Annotated in this window: 12 protein-coding genes; 7 read left to right on the top strand and 5 right to left on the bottom strand. The window is 73.2% G+C overall.

What is annotated here, in order from left to right:
* Positions 1 to 43 precede the first annotated feature (43 nt).
* Positions 44 to 958: a dihydrodipicolinate synthase family protein gene (locus ABME02_RS05975; RefSeq protein ID WP_353814338.1), complete on the top strand. Its 915-nt coding sequence runs from the start codon at positions 44 to 46 to the stop codon at positions 956 to 958.
* The gene (locus ABME02_RS05970; protein WP_353814337.1) at positions 958 to 1,959 is read left to right on the top strand and encodes a proline racemase family protein; all 1,002 of its coding nucleotides are present in this window, start codon (positions 958 to 960) and stop codon (positions 1,957 to 1,959) included. Before ABME02_RS05975 ends, ABME02_RS05970 begins: the two co-directional genes overlap by 1 nt.
* Before the next feature lie 39 nt (positions 1,960 to 1,998).
* Here the strand turns inward: ABME02_RS05970 and ABME02_RS05965 are convergent, their stop codons facing one another.
* Together ABME02_RS05965 and ABME02_RS05960 are read right to left on the bottom strand one after the other, a co-directional pair.
* Positions 1,999 to 2,982: a proline racemase family protein gene (locus ABME02_RS05965; RefSeq protein ID WP_353814336.1), complete on the bottom strand. Its 984-nt coding sequence runs from the start codon at positions 2,980 to 2,982 to the stop codon at positions 1,999 to 2,001.
* Positions 2,982 to 3,920, bottom strand: coding sequence for an ornithine cyclodeaminase family protein (locus ABME02_RS05960; protein ID WP_353814335.1), 939 nt, complete (start codon positions 3,918 to 3,920; stop codon positions 2,982 to 2,984). Before ABME02_RS05960 ends, ABME02_RS05965 begins: the two co-directional genes overlap by 1 nt.
* Before the next feature lie 192 nt (positions 3,921 to 4,112).
* Here ABME02_RS05960 and rpsP point away from each other — a divergent pair, with 192 nt between their 5' ends.
* From rpsP to ABME02_RS05935, 5 genes are all read left to right on the top strand, one after another.
* Entirely contained in the window at positions 4,113 to 4,526 is a 414-nt protein-coding gene (gene rpsP, locus ABME02_RS05955) for a 30S ribosomal protein S16 (protein WP_353814334.1), read from the top strand.
* 3 nt (positions 4,527 to 4,529) lie between these two features.
* Positions 4,530 to 4,766, top strand: a complete 237-nt coding sequence (locus ABME02_RS05950) for an RNA-binding protein (RefSeq protein ID WP_353814333.1) — start codon at positions 4,530 to 4,532, stop codon at positions 4,764 to 4,766.
* A 1-nt stretch (position 4,767) separates the two neighbouring features.
* Entirely contained in the window at positions 4,768 to 5,433 is a 666-nt protein-coding gene (gene rimM, locus ABME02_RS05945) for a ribosome maturation factor RimM (protein ID WP_353814332.1), read from the top strand.
* Positions 5,434 to 5,442: 9 nt separating this feature from the next.
* Complete coding sequence (gene trmD, locus ABME02_RS05940) at positions 5,443 to 6,159, top strand: tRNA (guanosine(37)-N1)-methyltransferase TrmD (RefSeq protein WP_353814331.1); 717 nt, start codon at positions 5,443 to 5,445, stop codon at positions 6,157 to 6,159.
* Between the two features lie 162 nt (positions 6,160 to 6,321).
* Positions 6,322 to 7,056 (top strand): sirohydrochlorin chelatase, encoded by a 735-nt coding sequence (locus tag ABME02_RS05935; protein ID WP_353814330.1) that lies wholly within the window; start codon positions 6,322 to 6,324, stop codon positions 7,054 to 7,056.
* Positions 7,057 to 7,106: 50 nt separating this feature from the next.
* On the opposite strand, the gene ABME02_RS05930 is transcribed toward ABME02_RS05935, so the two are convergent.
* From ABME02_RS05930 to ABME02_RS05920, 3 genes are all read right to left on the bottom strand, one after another.
* Positions 7,107 to 8,714, bottom strand: a complete 1,608-nt coding sequence (locus ABME02_RS05930; RefSeq protein ID WP_353814329.1) for an NAD(P)/FAD-dependent oxidoreductase — start codon at positions 8,712 to 8,714, stop codon at positions 7,107 to 7,109.
* Positions 8,711 to 10,828, bottom strand: a complete 2,118-nt coding sequence (locus tag ABME02_RS05925; RefSeq protein ID WP_353814328.1) for a molybdopterin oxidoreductase family protein — start codon at positions 10,826 to 10,828, stop codon at positions 8,711 to 8,713. Before ABME02_RS05925 ends, ABME02_RS05930 begins: the two co-directional genes overlap by 4 nt.
* Positions 10,829 to 10,898: 70 nt before the next feature.
* Positions 10,899 to 12,329 (bottom strand): MFS transporter, encoded by a 1,431-nt coding sequence (locus ABME02_RS05920; protein ID WP_353814327.1) that lies wholly within the window; start codon positions 12,327 to 12,329, stop codon positions 10,899 to 10,901.
* Positions 12,330 to 12,387: the final 58 nt, after the last annotated feature.

Here is a 12,387-nt window from a genome sequence, read left to right as displayed (position 1 = left end):
CATGTGACATATTACTCTAGACCGACACGGAGGATCGAAGCAGATGAGCACCACCATGGACCTCGGCGGCGTGGTCGTCGCGACGACCCTCGCCTTCCGGGAGGACGACTCGGCGCCCGCCGGCCTCGCGGTCGACTACGACCGGTTCGCCGAGCACGTCGACTTCCTGATGCGCAACGGATGCCGCGGCGTCGGGCCGAACGGCTCGCTCGGCGAGTACTCGTCCCTCACCGACGACGAGCGCCGGCGCGTCATCCAGGTCGCCGTCGAGGCCGTCGACGGTCGCGGCATCGTCGTCGCCGGCGCGCACGGCGTCGGCAGCCACCAGGCGCGGCGATGGGCGGAGCTGGCCCGCGAGGACGGCGCCGACGGCGTGCTGCTGCTGCCGCCCACGCTCTACCGCGCGAACGACGGGGAGGTCATCGCGCACTACGAGGAGGTCGCGAAGGCAGGCCTGCCGATCATGGCCTACAACAACCCCTTCGACACCAAGGTCGACCTCGTCCCGTCCCTCGTCGCGAAGCTCGCCGAGATCCCCGAGGTCGTCGCGATCAAGGAGTTCTCCGGCGACGTCCGGCGCGTGTACGAGATCAGGGAGCTCTGCGACATCGACGTCATCGCGGGCGCCGACGACGTGCTGTTCGAGCTCATGGTGAACGGCGCGGTCGGCTGGTTCGCCGGCTACCCGAACGCCTTCCCCAAGGAGGCGGTCGAGCTCTACGACCTGTGCGCCCGAGGCGACTGGCACGAGGCGAAGGCCCTCTACGAGCAACTCGTCGCCGTGTTCCGCTGGGACTCGCGCACCGAGTTCGTCCAGGCCATCAAGCTCTCCATGGACGTCTGCGGCAACTCGTACGGCGGGCCGACCCGCCCGCCGCGCGGCCCCCTCTCCGCGGAGCAGCGTGCGCAGGTCACGGCCGACACCGAGCGGGCGCTCGCCGCACTGGCGGCCCGCTGATGCGCGCGCGCCGCGTGATCTCGGCGGTCGACTCCCACACCGAGGGGATGCCGACCCGCGTGGTCACGGGCGGCGTCGGCCGGATCCCCGGCGCGACCATGAACGACCGGCGCCTGTACGCCATGGAGCACCTCGACGGGCTCCGGGGGCTGCTGATGAACGAGCCGCGCGGGCACGCGTCGATGTCCGGCGCGCTGCTGCAGCCGCCCGCCCGTGACGACGCCGACTGGGGCGTGGTCTTCATCGAGGCCAGCGGGTTCCTGCCGATGTGCGGGCACGGCACCATCGGGGTGGCGACCGTCCTCGTCGAGACGGGCATGGTCGAGGTCGTCGAGCCGGTGACCGAGATCCGGCTCGACGTGCCGGCCGGCCTCGTCGTCGCGCGGGTCGACGTGGAGGACGGCCGGGCGACGCGCGTCACGATCGAGAACGTGCCGAGCTTCGTCGAGCGGCTGGATGCCGCGATCGAGGTGCCCGGCCTCGGCAACGTGCCGTACTCCATCGCGTTCGGCGGCAACTTCTACGCGCTCGTCGACCTCGACGCGGTCGGCCTCCCCTTCGACCGGGCGCGGCAGGACGACATCCTCGCGGCCGGGCTCGCGATCATGGCGGCGATCAACGCCCAGGCGCCGCCGCGGCATCCGGAGATCGAGGGCGCCGACCACGTGCACCACGTCGAGTTCATCGCCCCGGGATCCGACGCGGTGCGCTCGCGGCACGCGATGGCGATCCATCCGGGATGGTTCGACCGGTCGCCGTGCGGGACCGGGACCTGCGCCAGGATGGCGGAACTGCACGCCCGCGGCGAGCTCGCGCTCGAGGCCGACTTCGTCAACGAGTCGTTCATCGGGAGCGAGTTCACCGGGCGGATCCTTCGCGAGACGGACCTCGGCGGCGTGCCGGCGGTCGTGCCGACGATCAGCGGGCGCGCGTGGGTGACCGGGTTCGGCCAGTACGTGCTCGATCCCGACGACCCGTTCCCCGAGGGCTTCGTGTTCTGAGCGGATGCCGCGTCGCAGCACAGCGGGCGCCGGCGACGGTCAGCGCAGGCTGAACCCCGCCGCCAGGGGGTCGTCCGGGTCGAGTTCGAACTCGCACGCGCCGACCCGGTACGCCTGCCCCGTGACCTCGGGGACCACTCCGTCGGCGGTACGCCCGGCCACGCGGCCGAGGAACCGGGTGCCGATGATCGAGTCGTGCGTGAGCACCTCGTCGTCGGCGAGTTCGCCCCGCTCGGCCAACAGCGCCACGCGCGCCGCCGTGCCCGAGCCGCAGGGACTGCGGTCCACCTCGCCGTCGGCGAAGACCGTCACGTTGCGCTGCCACGGCCCGTCCTCGGTGCGTCCGAGGTCGTCGACGAGGATCGTCCCGTAGACCCCGGACAGGCGCTCGTCGGCGAGCTGCGCGACGGGGTGGTCGTCGAGCGCCCACTTGACCTCCCGGCCGAGTCGGATGAGGTCGGTCGTGTGCGACGGCGTCACCTCGAGGCCGAGCGCGGCCGCGGGAAGCGTCGCGTACACGGCGCCGCCGAACACGAGGTCGACGTCGACCTCGCCCAGGCTCGTCGGAAGGCGGATCCCGGTCGCGAGGACTCGCGACGGGACGTTCCGGAACACCACGCCGGTCGTGCGCCCTGCGCTGCGCTGCACGCGCGCCTGCACACGGCCGCTCGGCACGTCGATCGTGACGACCGCCTCGCCGTCGTCGGGCGCGTCCGCGCGCCCGGTCCTGACGGCCCAGGCGCCCAGCGCCATGGTGCCGTGGCCGCACGCGGTCGAGAACCCGTCCTTGTGCCAGAACAGCACCCCGAAGTCCGCCCCGTCGTCGTCGGGCGGCGTGATGAAGCCGCCGTACATGTCGTCGTGGCCACGCGGCTCGAGGCACAGGAACCGACGCAGGGCATCGGCGGGCCCGTCCATCGCCTCGACGCGGCGCTCGGCGACGGTCGCGCCCTCCGTCGGGGCGTCGAGCACGATGCGGAAGGGCTCGCCCGCCGTGTGCCAGTCCTCGGTGCGCCAGCGCATCATCCGCGCCGTTCGCCGGCGAGGGCCAGGGGCGCCACGGCGAGGTCCTGCCACCCCATCCCGCAGGTCTTCACGACCCGTGGGCGATCGGATGGCACCGGCGGGCCGCCGAACAGCCGGGAGAACGGGACCAGCGACTCTCGCGAGAGCCGGCCCTCGGCGATGGCGAGGATCACGTCGCCGGCTTCAGCGAGCGCGACGCGCTCCGACTCGACGATCACGTGCGCACGACCGACGAGGTCGCCGGGCAGTTCGCGCGCCGCCGGCTCGTGGGAGCCGACGGCGACGACGGTCGCACGATCCGGCACGAGGGCGCCGTCGAACAGCGGCTCGCGAGCCGTCGTGGCGCACACCACGAGGTCGGCGTCGGCGACGTCCGCGGCGCTGCCGACCGCGACGTCCAGCCCCGGACCGGCGACGCTCGCGGCGGCGCGTCGCGCCTTCTCCGCATCGCGGCCGACGAACCTGATCCGCTCGACGGGCCGGATCGCGCGCATCGCCGCGACGTGCCGAACGCCCTGCGGGCCGGTGCCGAAGACGACGAGCGAGGCGGCGTCGGGCGCGGCCACGACGTCCGCCGCCGCCGCCGAGACGGCGGGCGTACGGAGGTTCGTGAGCTCGGTCCCGTCCAGCACGGCGACCGGGGCGAGCGTCTCGGCGTCGATGAGGACGTAGACGGCCCGGATCCGGTCGAGCCCCCGGGACGGGTTCGCGGGGGCGACGGTCGCGAGCTTCTGGCCGACCCAGCCGCCGAGCTCGGAGGGCATGAGCAGGAGCTGGCCCCGGCGCACGTCGACGACGCTCCGAGGGGGATCGGCGTCGGGGTCGAAGCCGCCGAGCAGCGCCCGCCGGATCGCGTCGACGGCCGCGCGCATCGTGATGCGCTCGGCGATCGCGGACCCGTCGATGAGGTCGAGGGATTCGAGGGTGCCGCCCATGGGCCCATCGTATGCATGGGTGCGACCCGGAGGATTCTCGTTTCCGCGCGGAATCTGCAAGAATGGTCAGTCGAGTTCTGTACCGCCCGACCCTCTATCCGGCGCGCAGGACACCCTTTGAGCTTCCGCCGAGTGTGCACCCCACGCTCACGGCTGTCAGTTCGCCTACCTCACAACACATCCAGGAGAATCGTGGCTGTCAAGATCCGCCTCAAGCGGCTCGGCAAGATCCGTGCCCCGTACTACCGCATCGTCGTCGCCGACTCGCGCACCAAGCGCGACGGTCGCGTGATCGAGGAGATCGGCAAGTACCACCCGACCGAGAACCCCTCGTTCATCGAGGTCGACTCGGAGCGCGCGCAGTACTGGCTCGGCGTCGGCGCCCAGCCGACCGAGCAGGTGCTCGCCATCCTCAAGCTGACCGGCGACTGGGGCACGTTCAAGGGCGACAAGAACGCCAAGAACACCGTCCAGACCGCCGCCCCGAAGGCCGAGTACGAGGTCGACACGACCAAGAAGTCGGTCGTGAAGCCGAAGGCCGAGAAGCCGGCCAAGGCCGAGCAGCCCGCCGAGGCCGCCGACGAGACCGCGTCGGACGAGGCGTAGGCCTTGCTCACCTCCGCGCTCGAGCACCTCGTCAAGGGGATCGTCGATCACCCCGACGAGGTGAAGGTCGTCTCCGCGTCGAGCGCACGCGGCGAGGTCCTCGAGGTGCACGTGCACCCCGAGGACCTCGGCCGCGTCATCGGGCGGTCCGGTCGCACCGCGAAGGCGATGCGGACGATCGTCGCCGCCCTCGCCGACGGCCGCCGGGTCCGCGTCGACGTCGTCGACTCCGACGACTGACGTGGCCGCGGCAACCCGCCCCCAGCAGCTCCGCGTCGGCCGGCTGACGAAGGCGCACGGCCTGAAGGGCGCCCTCAAGCTCGAGCTCTACACCGACGACCCCGAGCGGCGCTTCGTGCCCGGCGCGGTGTTCTCGCTGCAGGTGCCCGAGGAGTCGCCGTGGCACGGCCGCACGCTCGCGTTCCGCGAGCTGCGCTGGTACAACGGCCAGCCGGTCGGCTTCTTCGAGGGCGTCGACGACCGCACCGCGGCCGAGGGGCTCGTGAAGGCGATCCTGTGGGTCGACCAGCCCGTCGACGAGGAGCCCGAGCCCGATGCCTGGTACGACCACCAGCTGATCGGTCTCGCCGTCGTCCGCGACGGCGAGCGCATCGGCCAGGTGGCGCACGTCGACCACCTGCCCGCGCAGGACCTCCTGATCGTCAAGACGAAGCGCGGCGACGTCATGGTGCCGTTCGTCGCGGCGTTCGTGCCCGAGGTCGACGTCGAGGCCGGAACGCTCACCGTCACGCCCCCGCCCGGGCTGTTCGAGGAGCTCTCCGACGAGGCGGACGCGCCCGCGGAGGGCGTCGAGGCCGAGGCATCCGTCACCGACGCGCCCGACGCCGACGCGCCCGTCACCGACGCGCCCGACGCCGACGCGCCCGACGAGACGCACTCGGCGTAGGCGACGACGATGCGCATCGACATCGTCACCATCTTCCCGTCGTTCTTCGACGTGCTCGACCTGTCGCTGCTCGGCAAGGCGCGGCAGACGGGCCTCATCGAGGTCGTCACCCACGACCTCCGCGACTTCACCCACGACCGCCATCGCACGGTCGACGACACGCCCTACGGCGGTGGCGCGGGCATGGTCATGAAGCCCGAGCCGTGGGGCGAGGCGCTCGACTCGATCGTCGGCGATGGCCATTCGGAGGCGCTCCTCGTGGTGCCGTCGCCCGCCGGCGAGCCGTTCACGCAGGCGACGGCCCGCGAGCTCGCGACCGAGCAGCACCTGGTGTTCGCGTGCGGTCGCTACGAGGGCATCGACCAGCGCGTCGTCGACCACTACTCGACGCGCATGCGTGTGCGTCCGATCAGCCTCGGCGATTACGTCCTGAACGGCGGCGAGGTCGCGGTCATGGCGATGATCGAGGCCGCGGGCCGCCTGGTGCCCGGTGTGGTGGGCAACCCGGAGAGCCTCGTCGAGGAGTCGCACGAGGACGGCCTGCTCGAGTACCCGAGCTACACGAAGCCCGCCGTCTGGCGCGGGCTCGAGGTCCCACCGGTGCTGTTGTCCGGGCACCACGGGCGCGTGGCGGAGTGGCGCCACGAGCAGCAGGTCGAGCGCACGCGCCGCGTGCGTCCCGAGCTGCTCGACGGCGACGCGCCGGACGGGTCCGACGCCCGCTGACCCGGCGCTCCCGCCGTCCCCGCGTGAGGGACTCTTCACGCGCCGGAAACACGTGGGTGTGCTCGGCGAAACACGCCCTGAATACCGTCGGATCGGCGGGTGAGACCGGATTCCGCCGGAAGGTGCGGGCGTGAGATGGGTCGGACGAGCGATGCCGGAGACGTGTCACAGCCGGTCCGTCGTCCGCCGCTCCGCCTCGTCGCCGTCACCCATGGGACGCCCTCGACGGCCAACCGCGAGGCGGTCATCAGGCTGATCGACGGCGTCGCATCGGCCCGACCCGACCTCGACGTCTCGATCACGTTCGTCGACGCGAGCAACGCCGACATCGGCGCCGCGCTCGAGGCCGCGGCCGAGCCCGACGCGGTCATCGTGCCGCTCGTGCTGAGCGCGGGGTTCCACGTCCGCACGGGGCTCTCGCTCGGCCTCGACCGCATCGGCGGTTCGGCGCGCCTGGCCGCCGAGCTCGGGCCCGACCAACGCCTCGTCGACGTGCTCGCCGAGCGCCTGCTCGCCGCGGGACTCGGCGACGGCGACACGGTCCTCCTCGCGGCGGCGGGCTCGAACGACCCTCGCGCCGTGCGCGAGTGCTTCGAGACCGCGCGACGACTCGGCCAGAGCCTCGGCCGGTCGGTGACGGTCGGGTTCATCGCGGCCGCGATCCCGCGACTGCCCGATGCGATCGAGATGATCCGCGAGGTGCACCCCGGTTCGCGCATCGTCGTCGGGCCGTACCTGCTCGCCCCCGGCACGTTCTACGACCAGGCCGTCGCGGCGGGCGGCGACGCGATCGCCGACCCGCTGCTCGTGCCCGGCGAGCCGCCGCCCCCGGCGCTCGTCGAACTGGTGCTCGACCGGTACACCGCGATCGAGCAGGAGCAGCGCGAGCACGCCTGAGGCGTGCCCGGAACCGCCGCGGACGCCGCGCCCCTTCCCGTGCGCGGCCGTCAGGCGGTGAGGCTCGGCGCCTCGTCGGCCTCGGCCGCGCGTGCGAGGACCTCGGCGATGCGCCCGCGGCATCCGCCGCACCCGGTGCCGGCCCGCGTGTCGCGGCCGACGCACTCGACCGTGGTGCTGCCGCACGCCGCGGACTCCTGGATGCGGCCGACGGTCACGCCGTTGCACCAGCACACGGTCGCCTCGGGCGCGAAGGCGTCGGCGTTCGCCGACGGGTCGTCGTCGGGCCCGTCGAAGCGCAGCAGCATCGAGCGGTCCGCCGGTAGTTCGGCTCGACGTTCGAACAGCAGCGTCAGCTCCGCCGCGGTCCGCGGCATGCCGACGCTCGCGAAGCCCGTGAGGATCCCGTCCTCGGTGACCATCTTCACGTAGCGGAGGTGCTCCGGGTCCGCCCACTGGGCGACGCGCCGACGCGGTGCGAGTGCATCGTCGTCCCACGGGTCGGCCGAGACGTCGCCCACGGCGACGACGTCGACGTGCTCGGCCTTGAGCATGACGATCGCGTCCCGCTCCGGTGCGAGCGGCGCTCCGGCCTCGCGGTCGCCGGCCTCGGCGGCGAGCGCGGCGGCGAGGTGCTCGGCCTGCCGCCAACCGGGCCCGATGAGCCCGGACGGCGCGCCGGGCAGGATGCGTCGGCCGACGGTCTCGTCGGTCCGTTCGACGACCTGCGCGCAGTCGCCGATCGCGAAGACGTCCGGGTCGCTCCAGCTGCGGAGGTCGGGCCCGACGACGACGCCCACGGCGGTGCGGAGCCCGGCGAGCGTCGCGAGCTCGTTCCGCGGGCTCACGCCGCACGAGAGCACGAGGAGGTCGCCGCGGACCTGCTTGCCGTCGGCCGTGACGAGCATGTCGAAGCGCCGCGTGCCGTCGGCGTCGGTGCGGAACCCGATCGCCTCGGCGCGACTGTGCGCGATGACGGTGATCCCCGTGCGTCGGAGTGCCGAGCGCAGCACGTGCCCGGCACCGCGGTCGAGGTTGCGCGGCATGGGGTGCGGCCCGTGGTGCACGACGCACACCTGCGCGCCGGCGTGGGCCGCGGCGAGCGCCAGCTCGAGGCCGAGCACGCCGGCGCCGAGCACGACGATGCGTCGGCGTCCGCGCACCGCGGCGAGCACGCGCTCGGCATCCTCGAGGTCGCGGAGCGCGGTGACGCCCGCCGGCAGCTCGTCGTCGCGTGCGACGAGCGTGGACGGGTGGCGCTCGAGGTCGGCGAGGTCGCGCCGCGGACGGTCGACCCCGTCGAGGGTCGGCACGTTCGCGCGCGACCCGGTGGCGAGCACGAGCCGGTCGTACGGGAGCGCCTCGCCCGTCGACAGGTGGACCAGGTGGGCGTCGCGGTCGATCCGCGTCGCCCGTACGCCGAGGAGGACGGCGGCGCCCGACGCCTCCGCGGCCTCCCGGTCGCCGACGAGCATCGCGTCGAGGTCGGCGTTGCCGACGGCGTACTCGGCGACGAGGACGCGGTTGTAGGCCTCGACGGGTTCGCCCGCGACGACGGTGAGCGCGACGGCGCCCGAGCGGACGTCGGGCAGCAGCTCCTCGACGAAGCGCGCGCCGACCGGGCCGTAGCCGATGAGGACGATCCGCAGAGGGGTCATGATCCGGCTCCCGCTTCGACGAGGCGCGTGACGCGCACGAGGTTGGACTTGAACTCGGGCATCGACGAGATCGGGTCGACGTCGTCCGAGGTGAGGAGGTTCGCGGCCTGCTCGTCGCCGTAGTGGAACGGCAGGAACACCGCGTCGGGGCGGATGTCGGTGGTGAGCCTGGCCCGACAGCGCACGGTGCCACGTTCGTTGGCGACCTCGACGGGCTCGTCGTCGCCGATGCCGAGACGTGCCGCCGTCGCCGGGTGCAGTGCGGCGCGCGCATCGGGTTGCGCGCCGAGTAGCTCGGGCACCCGGCGGGTCTGCGCGCCGCTCTGGTAGTGCTCGAGCAGCCGGCCGGTCACGAGGATCAGTTCGTCGGGCGACGGCGCCGGGCGGGCGCCCGCGCGGGGGGCGACGGCGACCAGGCGGGCGAGGCCGTCGTCGTGGTGGAACCGCTCGGCGAAGAGCCGCGGGGTCCCGTGGCCGCCGCGCGGGAACGGCCAGTACGCCTCGGCGCCGGAGTCGAGCATGGCGTAGTCGATCCCCGAGTAGTCCGCGATGCCGCCCTCTGACGCGAGGCGCAGCTCCTCGAACACCGCCTCCGGGTCGGTGTCGAAGCGCGCGGACGAGCCGAGCCGCCGCGCGAGCTCGTGCAGGAGCCGGAGCTCGTCGCGCGCGCCGGCCGGCGGCGTGAGCGCCCGGCGACGACGGATGACGCGTCCCTCGAGGTTCGTCATCGTCCCCTCCTCCTCGGCCCACTGCAGCACGGGCAGCACGACGTCGGCGAGCGCCGCCGTCTCCGAGAGGACGAAGTCGCACACGACGAGGAGGTCGAGGCGCTCGATCCCGCGCCGCACCTCGGCGACGTTCGGGGAGGACACCACGAGGTTCGAGCCGTGCACGAGCAGCGCCCGCACCCCGCCCGGCCGGCCGAGCGAGCCGAGCAGCTCGATCGCCGGCAGCCCGGGCCCGGGGATCTCCGCCGGGTCCACGCCCCACACGCGAGCGACGTGGTCGCGTGCAGCGGGGTCGGTGATCTTCCGGTAGCCGGGGAGCTGGTCGCACTTCTGGCCGTGCTCGCGGCCGCCCTGGCCGTTGCCCTGGCCGGTGAGCGTGCCGTAGCCGCTGCCGAGGCGTCCCGGCAGTCCGAGCAGCAGCGCGAGGTTGATCGCGGCGGTCGCGGTGTCGGTGCCGTCGACGTGCTGCTCGACGCCGCGACCGGTGAGGATGAAGGTCCGGCCGCCGGCGGCCAGCCGCCGGGCGATCGCACGGATCGTCGTGGCGGGCACGCCCGTCGCCGACTGCACGCGCTCGGGCCACCACTGGGCGAGGCTCCGCCGGAGTGCGGCGAACCCCGTGGTGCGCGCGGCCACGTACGCGTCGTCGGCGAGTCGCTCGGCGACCACGACGTGCGCGAGGCCGAGCAGGAGGACCAGGTCGGTGCCGGGCGCCGGCTGCACGTGCAGGCCCTGCCCGTCGTCGGTGAGCCGCGCGGTCGCCGTGCGCCGCGGGTCGACGACGACGAGGCCGCCCGCCGCCTGCGCGCCCGCGAGGTGGCCGATGAACGGGGGCATGGTCTCGGCGACGTTCGTGCCGAGCAGGAGGATCGTGTCGGCGTCGTCGAGGTCGGTGAGGGGGAACGGCAGCCCGCGGTCGATGCCGAACGCGCGGTTGCCCGCCGCGGCGGCCGACGACATGCAGTAGCGGCCGTTGTAGTCGATGCGGCTCGTGCCGAGCGCGAGGCGCGCGAACTTGCCGAGGAGGTAGGCCTTCTCGTTCGTCAGCCCGCCGCCGCCGAAGACGCCGACGGCGTCGGCGCCGTGCTGCGAGCGGATGCCGCGGAGCCGGTCGGCCACGAGGTCGAGGGCCGCATCCCACGTGGTCTCCTGGAGCGAGCCGTCGGCGGCGCGCACGAGGGGCGCGGTCAGCCGGGACGGGGAGGCGAGGAGCTCGGCGGAGGTCCAGCCCTTCTTGCAGAGCCCGCCGCGGTTGGCGGGGAAGTCGCGACCGGCCACCGTCACCGGCGCCGCCGGGGCGGCATCCGGCGCGGCCGCGGCATCCGTCGGGGTCAGCGTCATCGCGCACTGGAGGGCGCAGTACGGGCAGTGGGTGTCGGCTGCCATGTCGTCCTCCGGAGTTCGTCGATGGGGTGCGGGAGCGGGTCGGGCGGTGAGGTCGCCCGACCCGCCCCGGTCAGATGCGGTGTCCCGAGCGCTTGGCGAGCGTCAGGTAGACGCCCGCGGTGATGAGGAGCATCACCGCGTACGCCCACACGAACCAGCCGAGCCCCGTCGTGTAGTCGCCGTACGTGGTCTTCGAGAAGCCGAGCAGCTGCGGGATCACGAACCCGCCGTACGCGCCGACCGACGAGATGATGCCGAGCGCGGCGGCCGCCTTCCGCTGCGAGCTCACGTCGCCGGCCGACTCGTGCGCGTTGTGCGCGCCGGCACGGAGGGCGAACACGGTCGGGATCATCCGGTAGGTCGAGCCGTTGCCCACACCCGAGGCCGTGAACAGCACCAGGAACAGGCTGAGGAAGAGCCAGAAGTTCCCGCTCGGGAGCGTCCACACCACCGCGAGCGCGCCGAGCGCCATCACGGCGAAGGCCGCAATCGTGATCTGCGTGCCGCCGAAGCGGTCGGCGAGACGACCGCCGTAGGGGCGGGCGAGCGAGCCGACGAGCGCGCCCATGAACGCGAGCGACAGGGTCGCCGACCCGACGTGGAAGGCGGAGAAGTCGGGGAACTGGTCGGCGATGAGCTTCGGGAAGACGCCCGCGAACCCGATGAACGAGCCGAACGTGCCGATGTAGAGCACGGCGAGGATCCACAGGTGCGGCTCCTTCAGCGCGGCGAGCGAGGCCGCGACATCCGCCTTCGCGTTCGAGAGGTTGTCCATGCGGAGCGCCGCCCCGACCATCGCGATGAGGATGAACGGCACCCAGATCCATCCCGCGAGCGGGAGGTTCAGCGTGACCGCCGCACCGATCGTGATCGCGATCGGCACCACGAACTGCGCGACCGACGCGCCCAGGTTGCCGCCTGCGGCGTTCAGGCCGAGCGCCCAGCCCTTCTCGCGCTGGGGATAGAAGTAGGTGATGTTCGCCATCGAGCTCGCGAAGTTGCCGCCGCCGAAGCCGGCGAGCGCGGCGATCGCGAGCATGACGCCGAAGGGCGTCTCAGGGTTCGACACCGCGATCGCGAGGCCGATCGCCGGGATGAGCAGCAGGCCCGCCGAGACGATCGTCCAGTTGCGGCCCCCGAAGCGCGGGACCATGAACGTGTACGGGATGCGGAGCGTCGCCCCGACGAGCGCGGGGATCGAGATGAGCCAGAACACCTGGCCCGTCTCGAACGCGAACCCGGCGGCCGGGAGCGAGACGACCACGATCGACCAGAGCTGCCAGACGACGAAGCCGAGGAACTCGGCGAAGATCGACCAACGGAGGTTGCGGGCGGCGATGCGCCGGCCCTCTCCCTCCCACTGGACGTGGTTCTCGGGGTCCCAGCCGTCGATCCAACGGCCGGGACGGCGGGTGAGGGCACCCGCGACCGCGGGCGGCGCGCCGGGCGCGGTGACGGCGGCGGGGGCCGCTGCCGTGGTGGCGGACAGGGTCTCGGTCATCGTTGCCTCCGGTGGAAGTCGGGCTCTCGTCGAGCTGGTGAGGCGACGCTATCCGCGG

Origin of the sequence: Agromyces zhanjiangensis, from assembly GCF_040496055.1 — a bacterium.
In the GTDB taxonomy this organism is placed as follows: Bacteria; Actinomycetota; Actinomycetes; order Actinomycetales; family Microbacteriaceae; genus Agromyces; species Agromyces zhanjiangensis.
Note: the sequence above shows the minus strand (reverse complement) of the source record. Positions and strands in the feature narration are given on the sequence as shown.

What these genes read in the sequence shown, in the direction of transcription:
- ABME02_RS05975 (WP_353814338.1), top strand. Translation starts at nt 44, where the DNA reads ATGAGCACCACCATGGACCTCGGCGGCGTGGTCGTCGCGACGACCCTC.
- ABME02_RS05970 (WP_353814337.1), top strand. Translation starts at nt 958, where the DNA reads ATGCGCGCGCGCCGCGTGATCTCGGCGGTCGACTCCCACACCGAGGGG.
- ABME02_RS05965 (WP_353814336.1), bottom strand. Translation starts at nt 2,982, where the DNA reads ATGCGCTGGCGCACCGAGGACTGGCACACGGCGGGCGAGCCCTTCCGC.
- ABME02_RS05960 (WP_353814335.1), bottom strand. Translation starts at nt 3,920, where the DNA reads ATGGGCGGCACCCTCGAATCCCTCGACCTCATCGACGGGTCCGCGATC.
- trmD (WP_353814331.1), top strand. Translation starts at nt 5,443, where the DNA reads ATGCGCATCGACATCGTCACCATCTTCCCGTCGTTCTTCGACGTGCTC.
- ABME02_RS05930 (WP_353814329.1), bottom strand. Translation starts at nt 8,714, where the DNA reads ATGACCCCTCTGCGGATCGTCCTCATCGGCTACGGCCCGGTCGGCGCG.
- ABME02_RS05925 (WP_353814328.1), bottom strand. Translation starts at nt 10,828, where the DNA reads ATGGCAGCCGACACCCACTGCCCGTACTGCGCCCTCCAGTGCGCGATG.
- ABME02_RS05920 (WP_353814327.1), bottom strand. Translation starts at nt 12,329, where the DNA reads ATGACCGAGACCCTGTCCGCCACCACGGCAGCGGCCCCCGCCGCCGTC.